16 protein-coding genes are annotated in these 19,098 nt (G+C 70.3%); 12 read left to right on the forward strand and 4 right to left on the reverse strand.

Annotation, left to right across the window (positions count from 1 at the left end; translation table 11 throughout):
* The first annotated feature begins 36 nt into the window (after positions 1-36).
* Positions 37-207 (forward strand): hydrophobic protein, encoded by a 171-nt coding sequence (locus tag ACFWM2_RS37715; protein WP_383289982.1) that lies wholly within the window; start codon positions 37-39, stop codon positions 205-207.
* Positions 208-267: 60 nt separating this feature from the next.
* A complete protein-coding gene (locus ACFWM2_RS37720; RefSeq protein WP_383289984.1) occupies positions 268-837 on the forward strand; it encodes a Dps family protein in 570 nt (189 codons plus the stop codon).
* Between the two features lie 143 nt (positions 838-980).
* Here ACFWM2_RS37720 and ACFWM2_RS37725 read toward each other — a convergent pair whose 3' ends face one another.
* Complete coding sequence (locus tag ACFWM2_RS37725) at positions 981-1,916, reverse strand: anti-sigma factor RsbA family regulatory protein (RefSeq protein ID WP_383289987.1); 936 nt, start codon at positions 1,914-1,916, stop codon at positions 981-983.
* Complete coding sequence (locus ACFWM2_RS37730; RefSeq protein ID WP_383289990.1) at positions 1,913-2,206, reverse strand: STAS domain-containing protein; 294 nt, start codon at positions 2,204-2,206, stop codon at positions 1,913-1,915. Before ACFWM2_RS37730 ends, ACFWM2_RS37725 begins: the two co-directional genes overlap by 4 nt.
* Before the next feature lie 303 nt (positions 2,207-2,509).
* On the opposite strand from ACFWM2_RS37730, the gene ACFWM2_RS37735 reads away from it, so the two are divergent.
* From ACFWM2_RS37735 to ACFWM2_RS37750, 4 genes are all read left to right on the forward strand, one after another.
* Positions 2,510-3,391 (forward strand): RNA polymerase sigma factor SigF, encoded by an 882-nt coding sequence (locus tag ACFWM2_RS37735; RefSeq protein ID WP_383289993.1) that lies wholly within the window; start codon positions 2,510-2,512, stop codon positions 3,389-3,391.
* 394 nt (positions 3,392-3,785) lie between these two features.
* On the forward strand, positions 3,786-8,063 hold the full coding sequence (locus ACFWM2_RS37740; RefSeq protein ID WP_383289996.1) for a HAMP domain-containing protein: 4,278 nt from the start codon (positions 3,786-3,788) through the stop codon (positions 8,061-8,063).
* A 110-nt stretch (positions 8,064-8,173) separates the two neighbouring features.
* Positions 8,174-10,657, forward strand: a complete 2,484-nt coding sequence (locus ACFWM2_RS37745) for a SpoIIE family protein phosphatase (RefSeq protein WP_383289999.1) — start codon at positions 8,174-8,176, stop codon at positions 10,655-10,657.
* A gap of 245 nt (positions 10,658-10,902) precedes the next feature.
* Positions 10,903-11,253, forward strand: coding sequence for an STAS domain-containing protein (locus ACFWM2_RS37750; RefSeq protein WP_383290001.1), 351 nt, complete (start codon positions 10,903-10,905; stop codon positions 11,251-11,253).
* Between the two features lie 237 nt (positions 11,254-11,490).
* Here the strand turns inward: ACFWM2_RS37750 and ACFWM2_RS37755 are convergent, their stop codons facing one another.
* Complete coding sequence (locus ACFWM2_RS37755; protein ID WP_383290005.1) at positions 11,491-11,922, reverse strand: MarR family transcriptional regulator; 432 nt, start codon at positions 11,920-11,922, stop codon at positions 11,491-11,493.
* A gap of 198 nt (positions 11,923-12,120) precedes the next feature.
* Here ACFWM2_RS37755 and ACFWM2_RS37760 point away from each other — a divergent pair, with 198 nt between their 5' ends.
* The 6 genes from ACFWM2_RS37760 (at position 12,121) to ACFWM2_RS37785 (ending at position 17,988) form a co-directional block, all read left to right on the forward strand.
* On the forward strand, positions 12,121-13,293 hold the full coding sequence (locus ACFWM2_RS37760) for a PP2C family protein-serine/threonine phosphatase (RefSeq protein ID WP_383290008.1): 1,173 nt from the start codon (positions 12,121-12,123) through the stop codon (positions 13,291-13,293).
* Positions 13,294-13,438: 145 nt separating this feature from the next.
* Positions 13,439-14,335, forward strand: a complete 897-nt coding sequence (locus ACFWM2_RS37765; protein WP_383290011.1) for an STAS domain-containing protein — start codon at positions 13,439-13,441, stop codon at positions 14,333-14,335.
* Complete coding sequence (locus tag ACFWM2_RS37770; RefSeq protein WP_383290014.1) at positions 14,332-14,751, forward strand: STAS domain-containing protein; 420 nt, start codon at positions 14,332-14,334, stop codon at positions 14,749-14,751. The genes ACFWM2_RS37765 and ACFWM2_RS37770 overlap by 4 nt, the downstream gene beginning before the upstream one ends.
* A gap of 47 nt (positions 14,752-14,798) precedes the next feature.
* Entirely contained in the window at positions 14,799-15,194 is a 396-nt protein-coding gene (locus ACFWM2_RS37775) for an anti-sigma regulatory factor (protein WP_383290079.1), read from the forward strand.
* Positions 15,191-16,261, forward strand: coding sequence for a SpoIIE family protein phosphatase (locus tag ACFWM2_RS37780; RefSeq protein WP_383290018.1), 1,071 nt, complete (start codon positions 15,191-15,193; stop codon positions 16,259-16,261). Before ACFWM2_RS37775 ends, ACFWM2_RS37780 begins: the two co-directional genes overlap by 4 nt.
* Complete coding sequence (locus ACFWM2_RS37785) at positions 16,258-17,988, forward strand: PP2C family protein-serine/threonine phosphatase (protein ID WP_383290021.1); 1,731 nt, start codon at positions 16,258-16,260, stop codon at positions 17,986-17,988. The genes ACFWM2_RS37780 and ACFWM2_RS37785 overlap by 4 nt, the downstream gene beginning before the upstream one ends.
* A gap of 160 nt (positions 17,989-18,148) precedes the next feature.
* Here the strand turns inward: ACFWM2_RS37785 and ACFWM2_RS37790 are convergent, their stop codons facing one another.
* Complete coding sequence (locus ACFWM2_RS37790) at positions 18,149-18,562, reverse strand: MarR family winged helix-turn-helix transcriptional regulator (RefSeq protein WP_383290023.1); 414 nt, start codon at positions 18,560-18,562, stop codon at positions 18,149-18,151.
* Positions 18,563-19,098: the final 536 nt, after the last annotated feature.

Consider the following 19,098-nt stretch of genomic DNA (forward strand, 5'->3'; position numbering starts at 1 on the left):
GAACCGGGGCACCAGAGGTCCTGGAGGTTGATACTGATGGTTCCCATTCTTCTGGTTCTGCTGCTCGCCCTGCTTCTTTTCGGTGCCGGATTCGCCCTCAAGGCGCTGTGGTGGCTGGCGGTCATCGTCCTCGTCGTATGGCTGCTCGGCTTCGTCATCCGTCCGGGAGCGTCCGGTGGACGCCGTGGCCGCTGGTACCGCTGGTAGCCGCCGCACCCACCGGGGCGACAGCCCCTCTGTTGAAGCCACTCGGGAAGGAGAAACACCATGTCGACAAGCGCAACCCCGAAGTACACGGTCCCCGGCCTCAGCACGCAGGACGGCGGACGGGTCATCGAACTGCTGCGTATGCGACTGCACGCGCTCAACGACCTTTCCCTCACTTTGAAGCACGTGCATTGGAATGTCGTCGGGCCCCATTTCATCGCCGTGCACGAAATGCTCGACCCCCAGGTGGATCGCGTACGGGAAATGGCCGATGACGCCGCGGAACGCATCTCCGCCCTCGGCGGTGTACCGGAAGGCACCCCCGGCGCTCTGGTGGCCGAAAGGACCTGGGACGACTACGACGTGGGGCGGGCCGACGCGATCGCCCACCTCGGCGCTCTCGACCTGGTCTACACGGGAGTCATCGAGGCCCACCGCGCGGCGCTGACCGAGGTCGGCAAGACCGATCCGGTGACGGAGGATCTCCTCATCGAGCAGCTGCGCTCTCTCGAACAGTTCCAGTGGTTCGTCCGTGCGCACCTCGAGAGCTCCGGCGGAGCGTTGTCCACGGCCGGCTCTCATACCGAGCGCCAAGCGGCACAGGACGCAGAGCAGGGCGGCCCGCGCTAGGGGACGTCACCCCGCGCGGCGGCAACGCCCTTCAGTGAAGGCCCGGACCCGGCCATGGGTCCGGGCCTTGCCGTGTACGTGGCAGTCGTGGACGTCCACCCGCCGGCGCGCGCCGATGTGCGCGCCGGCCGAGGACTCCGGGCTCAGCTGAGGGTGAGGTAGCTGCGGACCGTCGTACCGAGCTCGCCGGAGTGCACGCGGACGAGGTCGGAGAGGAAGTGCACGAGGAAGAGGCCGCGGCCACCCAGCTGATCGGGGTGGACCGGGTGCCGGCCGGCCAGCGGATCGGTGAACCGCCCGTCGTCCTGCACCTCGCACACGATCTGGCCGTTCTCGGCCCAGATCCGCAGCGTCCCCGAACCGCCTCCGTGCACCACGCTGTTGGTCGTCAGTTCCGCGACGACGAGAGCGAGGTCCTGCACACGGACGCGGCTCATCCCCCGCACCGCCGCCTCCTGGAGCGCGAAGTCGCGCGTGGTCGGCAGGGCGTCGGCATCGAAATGGACCGACGCCGCTCCCGGCGGATGGCGCAGCGCCTCGTTGTAACGCGCGAGCACGTCCTCGACGGCGTAGGCGCTGCTGGCCTCCTCGCGTCCCTTGTCGATCACGACGGGATGCGTGGCCTGCGCGTCGGCGATCACGTCGGGGGACAGCGCCTTCACGTCGTAGGGACACAGGATCGTCACGTCGCGCCCTTGGAACGCCATGTTGATCAGTGCCTCGTGCTGCACACAGGCCGGATACTCCACCGCGGAGCGCCCGGCCCAGATCGGCTCCCCGATGATGCGTACGCGACCGCCCGTACAGGCGTCGGCGAACTTCCGCAGGACCGACGGGATGATGCGGCCGGGGTTCCGCCCCGCCTTGGTCATGTCGACGAAGTGCACCTCGGACGCGGCCGCGCCGAGCCCCGCCCGGATCACCGCCAGCCGATCGGGGGGCGCGGCGACCGCGACAGGCTCCGCGGCGGCCATACCGTCCAGCAGGAACGGCACGGTCCCGTCCACGTACTCCTGGTCACCGCGGTAGAAAAGCGCGGGGTGGACGAATGGCTCTATGGGGATGGCCGTGTCCGTCATGCAGCCACCTCAATAGTCCGGAGTTCTGGCCAGAAAAGCTGGAGGATGCGGGCTAGCTCGGGCGGCGGCCGCTCCAGGACCAACCGCTGCTTCTCGTCGAGGGCCTGTGCGGTACGTACCAGTTCGGAGGCGCCGGCGACATCGACGAACGTGATCGCGGACAGCTCCAGGAAGCAGACATGGTCGGACTGGCTCGCCAGCTGTGAGAGTGCGTGCCGCCAGACGGGACGAGTGGGCGGGCTGATCTCCCCGACCAGCCGTATCCCCGGGCGCTCCCCCAGCGTGTACATCCGGAGAACGGCGCCTCCGAGATGTGACGGATCAGGGCTCGCTCCCGTGCTGTCACCGCCGTGCGTCATTTCCACCGCCCTCGTTTCGGTCCTCAGAATACTCGGGCGTTCCGGAGTTCCGCCGACTACCTGCAGATCGGATGTCCGGACAGGCGCTCGCGAGGCGAACGGGTACGCGTTCCGGCGGGGACCGCCGTCGTCGGAGCGTCTCCAGATTTTTTCATCGGTTCGGGTGGTGTGATCTTCGGGAGCCGGGGCAAGCGGCCTGTGTCATCAATACCTTCGACGAATGGGGTGGACGGCATGGCAGCCGTGACGGCGCTGGAGACAACTGCCGCGGCACAGCGGACGGCCGAGGTGATCGGCGAGTCCGAACTTCCCTTCATCGAAGACCCTTCGAAGGTGAAGCCGAAGGATGCCCGCGACCTCTCCCGCCAGTTCTTCGACCGGCTCGCCATGCTCGAGGAAGGCACGCACGAATTTCAGTACGTGCGCAACACCCTGATCGAGATGAACCTCTCGCTCGTGCGCTACGCCGCCTCCCGCTTCCGCAGCCGGGGCGACTCCATGGAGGACATCGTCCAGGTCGGCACCATCGGCCTGATCAAGGCGATCGACCGGTTCGAGCTGACGCGCGAGGTCGAGTTCACCTCCTTCGCCGTCCCCTACATCGTCGGTGAGATCAAGCGCTTCTTCCGCGACACCAGCTGGGCGGTCCACGTTCCCCGCCGGTTGCAGGAAGCCCGCGTCGAGCTGGCCAAGGCCACCGAGGAACTGCAGACCCGCCTCGGCCGGATGCCCACCGTCCGCGAGCTGTCCGAGCTGATGTCGCTGCCCGAGGAAGACGTCATCGAGGCGCGCAAGGCCGCCAACGCCTACACCCCCACCTCCCTGGACGCCGCCCTCGTCAGCAACGGCGCGACGGACGGCGACGGTGTCCTGGCCGACTTCATCGGCGAGGAGGACTCCTCGCTGGAGCTCGTCGAGGACTTCAACTCGCTGGCGCCGCTGATCGCCGAGCTGGACGACCGTGAGCGTCTGATCGTGCACCTGCGCTTCGTCGAAGAGCGCACCCAGGCCCAGATCGGCGAGGAGCTCGGTATCTCGCAGATGCACGTCTCGCGGCTGATCACCCGCATCCTCAAGCGGCTCCGTACGGGCCTGCTGGACCCGTCGGTCGCCTGACGACGCCCCTCGTCCATGGCACCGATCCCGCCGTGCCGCTCCACGGGTACCCGCTCGTGAAGCGGCACGGCGGGATCCGCTCGTGTGAGGTCCACTCGTCCGCACCGGCCCGCGACCTTCGGGACGGACGGGGTCGGAGCACAACGAGAGGGTCCTGTGTATCCCCTTCCGGCGCGGTCATGCCTGTTTCCGACAACTTTTTTTAGCGGCCGCTGAGTTCCCCTTCACCGCTTTGTTCATCGCATGATTTGTGGGTTAGCCTTCGGCGTATTTTTCTCCGTGGGCACTTTGGTGAACTGCGGAAATCTCACGGACGGCCCCTGGGGTGGTCCGTGGGTCCGGGGTTGTTCCGAGTCCCGTCCCGGGACTCTTGGGGAGCGGAACGAGGGTACGCATGACCGTGACAACGACTGAGCCTTCAAGCCGGACGCCCGGCGAGCAGGAGCTGCGTCAGTTGCTGGCCGGGCTGACCGCCGTACGCGACGGTGACTTCGGCACCAGGCTTCCCGACGAGGCCGGCGGCCTCCTGGGCGACATCGCCACGGTCTTCAACGGCATGGTCGACCAGTTGTCGGTGTTCACGTCCGAGGTCACCCGCGTGGCGCGCGAGGTCGGCACCGAAGGAACCCTCGGCGGCCAGGCGGAAGTCCCCGGGGTCTCCGGCACCTGGGCCGATCTGACCGATTCCGTCAACGCCATGGCCGGGAATCTCACCACACAGGTCCGGGACATCGCCCAGGTGGCCACCGCCGTGGCCAAGGGCGACCTGTCGCAGAAGATCGACGTCCCCGCCCGCGGCGAGATCCTTCAGCTCAAGGAGACCGTCAACACGATGGTCGACCAGCTGTCCGCGTTCGCCGACGAGGTCACCCGTGTCGCCCGCGAGGTCGGCAGCGAGGGGCGCCTCGGCGGACAGGCCCAGGTGCCCGGCGTCGGCGGTGTGTGGCGCGACCTCACCGACTCCGTCAACCTCATGGCGGGCAACCTCACCGCCCAGGTCCGCAACGTGGCGCAGGTGACCACGGCCGTGGCCAAGGGCGACCTCTCCCAGAAGATCACCGTCGACGCCCGCGGCGAGATCCTCGAGCTGAAGAACACCATCAACACGATGGTCGACCAGCTCTCCGCGTTCGCCGACGAGGTCACCCGCGTCGCCCGAGAAGTCGGCACCGACGGACGCCTGGGCGGACAGGCCGACGTCAAGGGAGTCAAGGGCACCTGGCGCGACCTCACCGACTCGGTGAACTTCATGGCGGGCAACCTGACCGCCCAGGTCCGCTCCATCGCCCAAGTGGCCACCGCCGTCGCCAAGGGCGACCTCTCCCAGAAGATCACCGTCGACGCCCGCGGCGAGATCCTCGAGCTCAAGGACACCATCAACACGATGGTCGACCAGCTCTCCGCGTTCGCCGACGAGGTCACCCGCGTCGCCCGCGAGGTCGGCACCGCCGGCAATCTGGGCGGGCAGGCCACCGTGCGAGGCGTCTCGGGCACCTGGAAGGACCTCACCGACAACGTCAACGTGATGGCGTCGAACCTGACCGGTCAGGTCCGCTCCATCGCGCAGGTGGCGACCGCCGTCGCCAAGGGCGACCTCTCCCAGAAGATCACTGTCGAGGCGAAGGGCGAGGTCGCGGCCCTCGCGGACGTCATCAACACGATGGTCGACACGCTGTCCGCCTTCGCCGACGAGGTCACCCGCGTGGCCCGCGAGGTCGGTACCGAGGGACGCCTGGGCGGCCAGGCGCACGTACCGAACGTGGCGGGCACCTGGAAGGACCTCACCGACAACGTCAACTCGATGGCCAACAACCTCACCGGCCAGGTGCGCAACATCGCCCTGGTGACGACCGCGGTGGCCAAGGGTGACCTCTCCAAGAAGATCGACGTCGACGCCCGCGGCGAGATCCTGGAACTCAAGACCACCATCAACACGATGGTCGACCAGCTCTCCGCCTTCGCCGCCGAGGTCACCCGCGTCGCCCGCGAGGTCGGCAGCGAGGGCCGGCTCGGCGGACAGGCCGAGGTGGAAGGCGTCTCCGGTACTTGGAAGCGCCTGACGGAGAACGTGAACGAACTCGCGGGCAACCTCACCCGCCAGGTCCGCGCGATCGCCGAAGTGGCGAGCGCCGTGGCCGAGGGCGACCTGACGCGCTCCATCAACGTGGAGGCGTCGGGCGAGGTCGCCGAGCTCAAGGACAACATCAACTCCATGGTGGAGTCCCTGCGCGAGACCACCCGGGCCAACCAGGAGCAGGACTGGCTCAAGACCAACCTGGCCCGTATCTCCGGCCTGATGCAGGGCTACCGCGATCTGGACGTCGTCGCCGAGCTGATCATGGACGAGCTCACGCCCCTGGTCTCCGCGCAGTACGGCGCCTTCTACCTCGCGGAGGAGACCGGCCACGGGACGGACCTCAGGCTCGTCGGGTCGTACGGATACCCGGACGACACGGACCGGCCCGCTCGGATCCGGATGGGTCACTCCCTCGTCGGCCAGGCGGCCCGAAGCCGCCGCGCCATCACGGTGGACGAGCTGCCGCCGGGGTACGTGACCATCTCCTCCGGACTCGGCCACACGGTGCCGACGGCGCTGGTGGTACTGCCCATCGTGGTCGAGGAGCAGGTCCTCGGCGTCATCGAGCTGGCCTCGGTCTCCCGCTTCACGCCGGTCCACCAGACCTTCCTCGAGCAGCTGATGGAGACGATCGGTGTCAACGTCAGCACCATCGTGGCCAACGCCCGTACCGATGAACTCCTGGGCGAGTCCCAGCGTCTGACGGCCGAACTGCAGGCGCGTTCCGAGGAGTTGCAGGTCCAGCAGGACGAACTGCAGCGCTCCAACGCCGAGCTGGAGGACAAGGCCTCGCTGCTCGCCACGCAGAACCGGGACATCGAGGCCAAGAACCTGCAGATCGAGCAGGCCCGGCAGGAACTCGAAGCGCGGGCCCAGCAGTTGTCGCTGGCCTCGAAGTACAAGTCCGAGTTCCTCGCGAACATGAGCCACGAGCTGCGCACGCCGCTCAACAGCCTGCTGATCCTGGCCCAGCTGCTGGCCCAGAACCCGTCGCGCAATCTCACGCCGAAGCAGGTCGAGTACGCGGGCATCATCCACTCCGCAGGCTCCGACCTGCTGCAACTGATCAACGACATCCTGGACCTGTCGAAGGTCGAGGCCGGCAAGATGGACGTCTCTCCGGAGCGGGTGTCGCTGCGCCGGCTCCTCGAATACGTCGAGGCGACCTTCCGGCCGATGACGTCGCAGAAGAGCCTGGAATTCACGATCAGCACCGCGCCCGGCGCGCCCGGCGATCTGCTCACGGACGACTCCCGGCTGCGCCAGGTGCTGCGCAACCTGCTGTCCAACGCGGTCAAGTTCACCGAGCAGGGCAGCGTCGAACTGCGCATCGAGCCGGCGGCGGGACACGAGGTTCCGGAGGGGGTGTTGCGCAGCGGGAGCGTCGTCGCCTTCCGGGTGAAGGACACCGGCATCGGCATCCCGGAGCAGCAGCTGGAGACCATCTTCGGCGCCTTTCAGCAGGCGGACGGCACCACGAGCCGCAAGTACGGCGGCACGGGCCTGGGGCTGTCCATCACCCGGGAGATCGCCCATCTGCTGGGCGGCGCCGTCGCCGTGGACAGCACGCCCGGCAAGGGCAGCACCTTCACCCTCTTCCTTCCGGTGGCCCGTCCCGACTTCGAGGAACTGCTCAGCGGCGGCCGCGCGTTGGAGGCCGCTCCGATCGCGGAGACCACCGACACGGTGGCGGTACGCCGTCCGGTGCCCGGCCCGGCCGGGCCGCCCCGGCGCAACCGGCGCCGGCTCCTCGTCGTGGAGGAACGTCCGCGCGGCCTGCTGACCCTCGTCGCCGAGAGCGCGGTCGGGGACCTCGCCCTCAGCCGTGACGACAGCGACGCGCGCAGGACCGTCGACGTCATTACCGTCATGGGGGCACAGGAGGCGGCGAGCGCGCTGGCGGCCGAGCCGTGCCACTGCGTCGTCCTCGAACTCGGTATGCCCGAAGGGGAAGCCCCCCACTTCCTGCAGGCCGTCGAAGGCGACGCGGCGCTGGCGAACGTTCCTGTGCTCGTCCACAACGGCAACCGCGTGGACCTGGCCCAGGAGCGGGCGCTGCGGTCCCTGTGCGGGGACCGGCCGCTGGAATTCCTCTCCAGCCTCGACGAGTTGCGTGAGCGCATCGCCCTGCATCTGTCCGCCGACGAGCCGGGGGACGTGCTCCCCCTGGTCCGGGCCGAGGAACCGCAGCAGCAGAACTCCGAGTTCGTCGGCGAGATGTTCCACGGCACCACGGTGCTCGTGGTCGACGACGACGCCCGCAACCTGTTCGCGCTCAGCGGGATCCTGGAGCTGCACGGATTCCAGGTCCTGCACGCGGAGAACGGCAGGAAGGGCATCGAGACCCTGATCAGCCGTCCCGACATCGCGCTCGTCCTGATGGACGTGATGATGCCGGAGATGGACGGGTACGCCGCCACGGCCGAGATTCGCAAGATGCCCCAGTACGCCGATCTGCCCATCATCGCGGTCACCGCCAAGGCGATGCCCGGCGACCGGGAGAAGAGCCTTCTGTCGGGCGCGAGCGACTACGTGACCAAGCCGGTCGACACCGACGACCTCATCGCCTGCGTCCGACGCTGGCTGAGCGTGTGACATCGGATGGTGTCCGTCCGGTTCGAACGGCCGGGCAGGCGCCGTCCCGCACCGCACCCACTCTCTCTCCCCCGCGCCGGCAGGCGTCCCAGCCGAGGAGCAACCGCACAGTGAGCAGCACTCCTGAGCAGCCCGGTGAGCCGGGCCCCGGCGAGCTCCCGCCCGAATCCGCCGTTTCCCTCGTGACGTCGGATCCTGCGGGCTCCCTCGCGCTGCCGTCGAACGAGGGCAGCGCCGCGGGCCGTCCGCCCGGCGTCCCGTCGACGTCTCCGGTGGGCAGGCTGGCGGCCACCGTGGAGCGGCTGCGTCGCGAGGTGCAGGCCGCCCAGGCCGAAGCCGACGGACGCGCCTTGATCGAACTCGCCAAGGGCATCCTGGTCGAGCGGCTCGGCTGCGGGCCCGCGCAGGCCGCCCGGCAGCTCGCCGAACTGACCGAGCAGGCGAAGGTTCCGCTGCTCGAACTCGCCGTCGACGTCATCAATCAGGCGGCGCGCGACCGGCTGTCGGAGGTGACCAGTACGTTCCTGGCGGCCACGGCGGAGGGCGGCGCGAGCGGCTCCGCCCCGGCGGTACGACTGCGGGAGGCGGAGAGCGGTGCGCTGGCCGCCGACGACACACAGGCGGTGGCCGACTCCCTGCTCCAGCACGCGCTGGCACCCCTCGGGGCGGTGGCCGTGGCCATCTGGGCGGCCGGTGCGGACGGTTCCCTGAGCCTGGCGGGCAGCGCCGGGTTCTCCGCCGCGGAGGCCGGGCGCTGGCGCTACGTGCCGCCCGGGGTGGCGACGGTGGCGCGCCGTGCCCTGTCGAGCCGTACGACGCAGTGGACCTCGTCCGTGTCGGAGGAGGGCCTTCCGACCATCGGGCACGCCTACTATCCGGACGGCGGAAGGGTCGCCGCTCCGGCCAGTGCCGGCGGTCGTATCCACGGTGTCCTGGAGATCGCCTGGCCGTCCCCTCTGTACCCGCAGCCGCCTCAGGTGGTCCGCCAGGTCGACGCCCTCGCCGAGTTGTGCGCCCACACGCTCGAAGCGCAGCCGCTCCTGGTCGACAGCCAGAGCTTCCACGGCTCCCGTGTCACGGCGGGCGTCGCGGAGCTGGTCGATCTGGTCGACGGACTGCACGACCCCTCCGTGGTCCTCGTGCCGCATCTCGACCAGGACGGGCGGCTCTCGGACTTCCGTATCCGTCACGTGAACCGGCGGTTCCTCGATCCCGCCGGCCGGCCCAGCGGTGTCATCAACGGAGCGTTGCTGCTGGAGGCCTACCCGATGGCAGCCGGGGAGAGCGAGCTGTTCCAGCACATCGAGCGGGTCTACGCCACGGGTGAGCCGTTCCGGGCCGAGCGGATGGATCTCACGGCCCTGGTCGACCAGGTACCGCTGGCGACGGTGGCCGACATCAGCCTCAGCCGGCACGGCGACACGGTGCTGCTGATCTGGCGCATCGAGGACGAGACGGCACGACTGGCGAGTCTGCTCCAGCACGCCCAACGGCTCGGCAGGATCGGCGGCTTCGAGGAGAATCTGCTCACCGGCGAGATCACCTGGAACGGCACGCTGTTCAGCCTGTACGGCCGCCCGGCCTCCAGTGCCCCCGTGCCGCTGGAGGAGCTGGCCGCGCACGCGCACCCGGACGACGCCGTCGCCATCGGCCGCTTTCTGCGGACCGTGCTGCACCACGGGCGGCCGGCCACCGCGGCGTTCCGGCTGCAGCGCCCGGACGGGGTGACCCGGCACGTCCGGATGGTGGCGGAGCCCGTACTCGACGCCGACGACCGGCTGTTCGTCGTACGCGGGGCCTGTCAGGACATCTCGGCCCAGCACTGGACGGAGGTCGCGCTGGCCGCCACGCGCGACCAACTCGCCCACTCCGAACAGCAGGCACACGAACGCAACCGGCTGACCCTCCAGCTGCAGCACGCGATCATGCCGCCGGCGCAGGCCCCGCTGAAGGCTCCCGGGCTCCAGGTGGCCGTCCGCTACCGCCCGGCGGAGACCGAGCAGCTGGTGGGCGGCGACTGGTACGACGCCGTCGTCCTGCCTTCCGGCCTTGTCCTGCTGAGCGTCGGCGATGTGGCCGGTCACGGGATCGAGGCGGCGACGAGCATGGTGGTGCTGCGCAACGCGCTGCGCGGACTCGCCGTGACCGGCGCGGGCCCCGGCCAGTTGCTGTCGTGGCTCAACATCGTGGCGCACCATCTGACGGGCGGCGTCACGGCCACGGCGGTCTGCGGCCTCTACAACCTCGAGCGCCGCACGTTGCGCTGGGCCAGGGCCGGTCATCTGCCGCCCGTTCTGGTCCGCGGTGCGGACGCGGGCCCGCTGTCGCTGCTCAAGGGGATACTGCTCGGCGCAGTACCGGAGGCCTCGTACGAGGAGGCCGAAATCCAGCTCGCCGTCGACGACACCCTCTTGATGTACACGGACGGTCTGGTCGAGCGCCGCGACCGCTCGGTGGAGGAGTCGCTGACCCAGCTGCTGACCACCGTTCGCACGACCCCCACCACGCTGGACCACCAGCTGGACCGGCTTCTCACGTACAGCAGGTCCGACACCGACGACGACACGTGCATCGTCGGGATCCGGGTGGCGTAGTTCCGCCCGCGGGCGTGCCACGGCCGCCCGCCCCGACCGCCGAGGGGCGGCACGCAACCTCCAGGTGTGCATGGTCATTCGAGGGGTAGACGTGGACGTGCTCGCTGCGCCCGGCACCTGCGCATCATCGACGGACTGACGACGTTTAAGGACCGACGCCGGATGCTTCGGGATCATTCCCAGTTGAGGAAATGCCTGACCCTGGCGTTTATTGGAGGTAAACCGTGCCGGCCGAACGAGCCCCCGTGTCCATCAACGTGACACTGCCTCGGGAAGGCATAGCCCTGGTCGCGGTCGACGGATACCTGGACGTGGACACGGTTCCTCAACTGCGCGACCACCTGTCCGATCAGGTGGGGCGCGGTCGCCGTCATCTCCTGCTCGATCTGACCGCGGTTCCCTTCATGGACTCGTCCGGGATCAACGTCATTCTCAGAGCGTACGAGGAGACCCGCCGGGTCGGCGGCAGTGTCCGCCTCATCTCCCCCACGCCGACCGTCCAGCGCGTCCTGGACCTCACCGGCGTCAATCGCACGGTGGCCGGCGCGACGAGCGTCGCCGACGCGTTGGCGCAGGTGGGCGAAGTCACCCTTTGACGCCCGGTCTTCGGGACAGGCTCCACAGCAGAGGTGAACGTCGGGAACCGGATGGCGGAGACACGTGGACAACAGTTGCTATTTGACAACTGTAGTCGGGAGGCAACAAAGCGATGAGCTGTCCGAGGCACGGAAGGGGCCGGGAATGCTGCGGTGGTTGAAGCCGGCTGCCGACGCCGGCCGGCCGCGGCACGACGACGCGTGCGGGCTGATTCCGGCCACCGGCAGCGCCGCGGGTCAGGCCGTCCTGACGTCCAGCTCGTCGGCCTCGTGGATCTGCGTCGCCGCGGCGGCGCAGAAAGCCTCCAGCCCCTGCAGCAGCGCGGTGCGCTGCGCGGCCGGCATCTGTGCGAGGACCGACTCCAGGGCACGTTCGCGGCGTACGCGCAGCTCGCTCAGGAACGACCTGCCCCGGCGGCTCAGGAACAGCCGCAGCTCACGACGACTGATGGCGCTGGGCCGACGCTCGACGAACCCCACCGCCTGGAGCCGGTCGCACAGCCTGCTGGTCGACGGAGGAGTGGAGCCGAGCGCGTCGGCGAGGGTGCGCAGATTGATGCCCTCGCTGTGCTCCAGGATGAACAGCACCCGCAGCTGGGACGCCGAGACGGGAGCCGTCGAGGCGCGCCCCCAGAGGATTTCCAGCAGCTCGGACGCCTCTGAGGTCACCCGAGCCACCTCGCTGGGCTGCGGACGCGGGCCGGAGGAAGTCACGGTCTCACTCTCCCAGTCTTCTCGAGCACTGTCGGTCTGCCGGAGCCGGGGCCGACACAAAACAATAGATACCGGCACCCGCGGCCGAGCAACCGATCTTCTCAAGGCGTGGACCCGGAATCGTACTAGTCGAAGAATGGCGTAACCGACATCGTGAACAGATTCGTGGCCGCGGAGCGGGCCCTGCGCACCGCGGCTCCCCATCAGCTGCTGGACGCGGTCAGCCCCGTCCTGTGCGGTGACTACGCGGCCGAGACGGTCGAACTCCTCATGGCCGACTACGGACTCACCGTGCTGCAGCCCGTCTCCGAGCTTCCGCACACGCTGGAAGCGGTGCCGGTGCACAGCAGCCCTGCCGGACGGGCGTTCGGGGCGCAGGAACCGTTCGTGGAGGAGCGCACCGGCGGGCGCGTGTGCGCACATCTGCCCGTGACCGTACGCGGCGACCGGCTCGGCGTCCTGTCCGTCACCCTGCTCTCCGAGCGGCTGGACGAGGAGACGCTGGCCGAACTAGCCGACATCGCCGAGGTGCTCGGCCACGAGGTCCTCGTGGCCGAGCGCGACACCGATCTGTATCTGCAGGCGCGCCGCAGGGACCGCCTGACACTGGCCGCGGAGATGCAGTGGCAGTTGCTGCCCGGCCGCTCGTGCGCCCGGCCCGAGTACGAGCTCGGCGCCCAACTGGAGCCCGCCTACGCGATCTTCGGCGACAACTTCGACTGGTCGGCGGCGGCCGACCGCCTGACGGTGTACATCACCAACGGGATGGGTGAGGGCATCGAGGCCTCGCTGCTGACCAGTCTGGGCATCAACGCGCTGCGCAACGCGCGCCGCGCGGGCATCCCCATCGAGGATCAGGCGGCCCTCGCCGACCAGGCGATCCACGCGCAGTACCGGGGCGCCTCGTATCTGTCCGTGCTCATGCTGGACTTCGAGTTGTCCACCGGCCGGATACGGGTCGTCGACGCAGGCTCGCCCCAGATGCTGCGCCTGCGCGGCCGGGGCGTCGAACGGGTCGACTTCGAGGCCCAGTTGCCGCTGGGCATGTTCGAGGAGACCGACTACGTGGTGCAGGAGTTCCGCGTGGAACCGGGCGACCGGCTGCTCTTCGTCAGCGACGGCGTGTACGGGGTCGCCGCACCGGGCGGCGAGAAGTACGGGGAGAGGGCGCTGGCGAAAGCCATCACGTCGACCAGGCTGCTCCCGGCGGCCGAGGTGCCCCGCGCGGTGCTCAGGGAACTGACGGGCCACCGCGGCGGACCCAAGCCCGAGGACGACGCCCTCGTGCTGTGCCTGGACTGGCACGGTCCGCAGACTCCGGGGTAGGAGTCCCCGAGCGGGACGATCTTCGCGGAGGGCGCGGGGTCGTACGCGGGCAGGCCATGACTACAGTTGTCGCACGACAAGAGACAGAGCCCTCCCGGTGGTTTCCGCAACGCCGGAACAGCGTACGGACGAAGGAGACGAACACGTGGCGGACCACGAGGCAGCAGCACACCGGAAGTCCCCGGCCCAGGACGTCGGGGACTTCCTGCAGCGCCGCCGTGAGCAGATCGCCCAGCGCTGGGCCGACGAGGCTCTGTTCCGCACCGTCTTCACGGTCTCCCGGGACGAGGCGGTGGAAGCGGGCCGAGCCGTGGTGGAGGCGCTGGCCGCCGTCGCGGCCGCCGATCGGACGGAGGACCTCGGCGCCCCCGGCTTCAGCACGGTGCGCGACCAGCTGGGACGCATGGCGGCCTCCCGCGCGCGCTCCGGAGCCACGTCCGTGCAGATCGCCCACGAGGTGGCCGCGCTGCGCCCGTCGGTCTCGGAACTCCTCGCCGCCGAATCCGACGCGACCCCCGCGCAGGCCGAAGAGCGTGCCGTCACTCTCACCGCTCTCCTCGGTACGCTCCGGCTCGTCGTACTGGAGACCACCCTCAGCGAGGGCCAGGACCTCATCGACCGGCAGCGCCTGCAACTGCTGGAAGTGGCCACGCCCGTCATCAAGTTGTGGACCGGCGTCGTCGCCGTCCCACTGATCGGCACCCTCGACAGTGCCCGCAGCCAGGTGGTGATGGAGAGCCTTCTCGAGGCCGTCGTCGCGCAGCAGGCCCGGTTCGCGATCCTGGACATCACCGGGGTACCGACCGTCGACTCCCTCGTGGCCCAGCACCTGATGAAGACGGTGGCGGCCGCTCGGCTCATGGGCGCCGAGTGCATCGTCTCGGGCATCCGGCCCGCCATCGCGCAGACCATCGTGCACCTCGGCATCGACCTGGGGTCGGTCGTCACGCGGGCGACGCTCGCCGACGCCCTCGCCTACGCCCTGCACCAGCAGGGCAGCGTGATCGTCGACCAGGCCCGCACGGGTGCGAGCGCGCAGTGAACGGCGATTTCACCGGCCGCACCGGCTCCTCCGTGCCGGTGCTCAAGCTCGGGAACGTCCTTCTCATCACGCTCCAGGGCGAGTTGCACGACCGGGCCGCCGAGCGGTTGCAGCAGGACATCGGCGACGCCATCGCGGGCAGTTCCGTCGCCGGGGTCGTCATCGACATCTCCGGGGTGGACATCGTCGATTCCTTCCTCGGCCGGGTGTTCGCGGAGATCGCGGCGAACGCGAAGTTGCTGGCGGCCCGGACGGTGGTGGCGGGGATGCGCCCCGCCGTCGCCATCACCCTGGTCGAACTGGGGCTCACGCTCCCCGGGTTGCGCACCGCGCTCGACACCGAGGAGGCCCTGCGGATACTCACGCCGGTGCCCGCTGCCCTCCCCCACAGCCCAGCACGCCAGGAGAGCCCGTGACGGAAACTTCCGGCTGCGTCACCACCTGCCTGCCGATTCGCTCGGACATGGATCTGGCGTGGGTGCGCCAGCATGTGCGCCAGGCGGCCGCAGAGCTCGGTTTCGGCCTGGTGGACCAGACGAAGCTGGTCACCGCCGCGAGTGAACTCGCCCGCAACACGCTGGTCCACGGCGGCGGGGGCCAGGTCGAGTCGACGGTGCTGCAGAACGGTCTCGCCCGTGGTCTGCGACTGACCTTCACCGACGAGGGGCCCGGAATCCCCGACATCGAGCGGGCACTCAGCGACGGGTACACCTCGGGCGGCGGCCTCGGCCTCGGTCTGGGCGGCGCCCGGCGGCTCGTGCACGAGTTCTCGCTCGACAGCCGTCCCGGCGCGGGCACCGCCGTGACGGTGATCTGCTGGGTGGCCGGTCCCCCACGCCAGCGCAAGGAGATGCGATGACACGCGTCTGGTACGTGCCGGTCCACGACTCCACCCGGGTGCGGGACGCCCGGGTGGCCGCCGAGTCCGCCGCCGGCCACGCCGGGCTGGACAAGGGCCGTACGGCCGTGGCGGCACTAGTCGCCACGGAGCTGGCCACCAATCTGCTCAAGCACGCCGGAGGCGGACAGATACTGATCGACACCGTGGACGCGGATCTCGCGCCGCCCGGCGCGGGGCCGGCTCCGGCGTTGCAGGTACTGGCGATCGACCACGGACCGGGGATCGCCGACGTCGCGACCGCGCTGCGCGACGGCTATTCGACCGCCTCGTCGCTGGGCGCGGGACTCGGCACCTGCCGGCGCATCGCCGACGACTTCGATCTCCAGACCACGCCGGGCCAGGGCACCGTCGCCCTGGCGCGGATCCGCTCGGCGCCCGAGGGCCGGCGCCGACACCACCGGCCCAGGGCCGGCGCACCCGTGCGGGCGGGAGGGATCAACATCCCGCTCGCCGCCGCCCCTTACTCCGGCGACGCGTGGGCCTGCGTACGGGCCGACGACCGCGTCACCCTGCTGCTGGCCGACGGACTCGGCCACGGCGAAGCCGCGGCCGAGGCGTCCGGCGCGGCACTGGACCAGTTGCACAGCTCGGCGCACCTGCCCCCGGCGGAACTGCTCGGCCGGCTGCACACCGCGCTCCGTGCCACCCGCGGAGCCGCCGTCGCCGTGGCCCAGCTCGATCTCGCCACCGAGGTCCTCGACTTCGCCGGCATCGGCAACATCGGGGCCCGGCTGCGAACGGGCGACACCTGGCAGCCGCTGCTGTCCCACCCCGGGATCGTCGGCGCCCACCGTCCGGCACGCCTGCCGCGGTGCCGGCAGCCGTGGACACCCGACAGCCTGCTCATCCTGCACAGCGACGGGCTGCCCAGCCGCTGGACTCCCCCGCCCTCCGTCCCCCTGTCCGCCCTGGACCCCGCGGTCACCGCAGCCGTGATCGTGCGGGACTCCAGCAGTGCCGCCCGGCCCGTACGGGACGACACCACCGTGGCCGTGCTCACTCCGTTGCCGGATCTCGAACCATGACCCATACCTGGCAGATCACCACGGTCACCGACGCCGCCCGCGCCCGTATCGCCACCGCCCGGTTCGCGGCCGCCCACGGTGTCTCCACCCTCGAGCGCACACGCCTGGTCACCGATCTCAGCGCCCAGCTCCGCCAGTGCCTCACCAAGGGCGGCACCTGGCAGTTGAGCCTGCGGGCCGACATGCCCTCGGGCGACGAGGGACACGGCAGGATCACAGCCGCCGTCCGATCCGGCGAGACAAACGCGGCCGGCACCGGAGCACAGCCGGCCTGGCAGGCGGCCGTCGAGTTTCCCGAGCGCGGGAACGTGGCCGGCGCCGCCCACGTGATCCGGGACCGGACGACCATCGCCGATGCGCTGCTGAGCGCCGACGAGGACACCGCCCGGGTCCTGAAGAAGCTCACCGAGCAGGAAGAGCTGGTCGCCTTCCACCGGGAGGAACTCCACCAGACGAACCAGGGTGTCCTCGCCCTGCACGCCGAACTGGACGCGGCCGGCCGGGCCCAGCAGGAGCTGTTCGCCGCCGAGCGCAAGGCCCGCACCGAGGCGGAGAGCGCCCGCCGCAGGCTGACCTTCCTGGCCGACGCCAGCGCGGCCCTCACCGCCTCCCTCAACCACGAGGAGATCCTGCGCCGGCTGCCCCAACTCCTCGTCCCCGCCTACGCCCGGAGCGTCGACGTATGGCTCTTCGCCGACGACGAGGACAACGCCCTCAAGCACGGCCCCCATCCGGCGGCCGCCGTCGTCGCGGCACGCAGGGGGCGCCCGCAGTACGCCGCCGACCACGCGGGAGACTTCCCCGGCGTCGACGACCAGCCACCCTCGGCCCTGCACCCGGCGCGGCCCCTCCTGTGCATCCCCCTGCCCACGCGACGCGCTCCCCTGGGCGTGGTGACACTCACCCCGCCCGCGGACGGGTGGAGTGCCGATGACGCCATCATGCTCGTCGAACTCGCCCGCCGGACCGGCATCGCGATCGACAACGCACAGCGCTTCGAGCACAGTCGGGACATCGCCGAGACCCTGCAGCGCGCCCTGCTCACGGACCTGCCCACGACACCGGGCCTGCATCTGGCGGCGCGCTATCTCCCGGCCACCCACGGTCTGAACATCGGCGGCGACTGGTACGACGCGTTCCGCCAACCCGACGGCAGTCTGGTGGCCGTCATCGGTGACGTCACCGGACACGGCCTGCACGCCGCCGTCATGATGAGCCAGCTGCGCACCGCGCTCCGCGCCTACGCCGTCGACGGGGGCACCCCGGGCCAGCTCCTGACGCGCCTGCACACCTTCCTCCACCACCTCCAGCCCGACCTGTACGCCACCGCGGTCATCGCGCGTTTCCGGCCGGACGAGTCCACCGTCACCTGGGCCGCCGCCGGGCATCCGCCACCCGTGCTGCGCACCCCCGAAGGCGAGGTGCGCATACTGGACGCCAAACCCGGGGCGATGCTGGGCATCCCGCTGGAGCAGGACATCCGCGACCACACCGCGCACCTCCCGCCGGGGTCCACGCTGGCGCTGTACACGGACGGACTGGTGGAACGGCGGGCTCACGGCATCGATCCCGGGATCGAGCGCCTCGCCGAGGCGCTGTCCGCCCAGGGTGCCGCCGAGCTGGACCGGGACCTGGAGCGCAGCGCCGACCGGATCCTGGACCCGATGCTGCGGGACTCGGAGCGCGACGACGACGTGTGTCTGCTGCTCTGCCACATCAACGGCTGAGATGCCGGGCTGCCTCTGCCACATCAAGGGCTGAGCTGCGGGGCTGCTCTGCCACATCAACGGCTGAGCTGCCGGGCGCGGCCGGGGCGTTGAGGGCGGCCGGTCCCGGCGTTTCTTCGGCCCCGGGCCTCCGGCGGCGGGACGTCCGACGCCGGACGGCTCACTGCCCGGTGTGGTCCTGCCTCTCCGGCTCGGAGCCCGCCGCGTCGAGAGCTCGGTGGAACCCGTGCAGTCCGCTCTCCAGCGACGCGCGCTGAGCGGGGGTCATGGCCGCCAGTACGGACGCGAGACTCAGCGACCTGCGCTCGGCGATCTCCGTGAGCACCAGCCTGCCCCGAGGTGTGAGCAGGAGTTGCAGTTCGCGCCGGTTGCCGGGGTGCGGAACCCGCTCCAGCAGGCCCGCGGCCTCCAGGCGGTCGCACAACCGGCTGGCCGCGGGCAGCGCGATCCCCAGGATCTCGGCCAGCGCGGTGAGATTGAGCTCGGAACGGTGCCTGACCACCTTCAGAGCCCTGAGTTGCTGCGCCGAGAGGCGGGGGCCGGCCGCCTCGCCCGCCGAGGCCCAGAGCACCACGAGTCTCTCCACCGCTTCCGCCACACGGTGAGCAACCGCTTCCGGACGGGTGTCGGTCTCTCCCGCACCGTTCATGTCCCCGTCATCCCCCACGGGTCATCACGCGCTCCCCCGAAGTCCGTTCGCCACGCCGCCGGCCGGTGCGGGGCGGTCGCCGGCCCTTTCCGGCCTGCCAACGGCCCGCCAACGGGCGGCACTTCGGCCGCCCGCGGAGGTCCGCCCGGCCCCGGGCCACAGCAGTGGATCACCAGCAGTTCTCATTCCCTCGGCCGTCGCTCGCCTTCCCTGTGGACACTTCGCTCCGGCACAGCCGCCCGGCTCCCGATCCGCGTTCAGGGGCAGGCTGCCCCCCTCCTGCCCGTGGCGTCTGAACCCATGTCAGTGCATCGAACACCTTCACACCGTGGGCACACGAACGCCGTGGTGGGGGGGGGGGGGGGGGGGCCGCGGCCCCCCCCCCCAACCCACCCCCCAACGCGGGACGGGGACCCGCGCAGCGCCCCGGGCAACCACCCCCTTCCACTGCCACCCCACCC

It is taken from the genome of Streptomyces sp. NPDC058371, from assembly GCF_042723265.1.
Classification (GTDB): domain Bacteria; phylum Actinomycetota; class Actinomycetes; order Streptomycetales; family Streptomycetaceae; genus Streptomyces.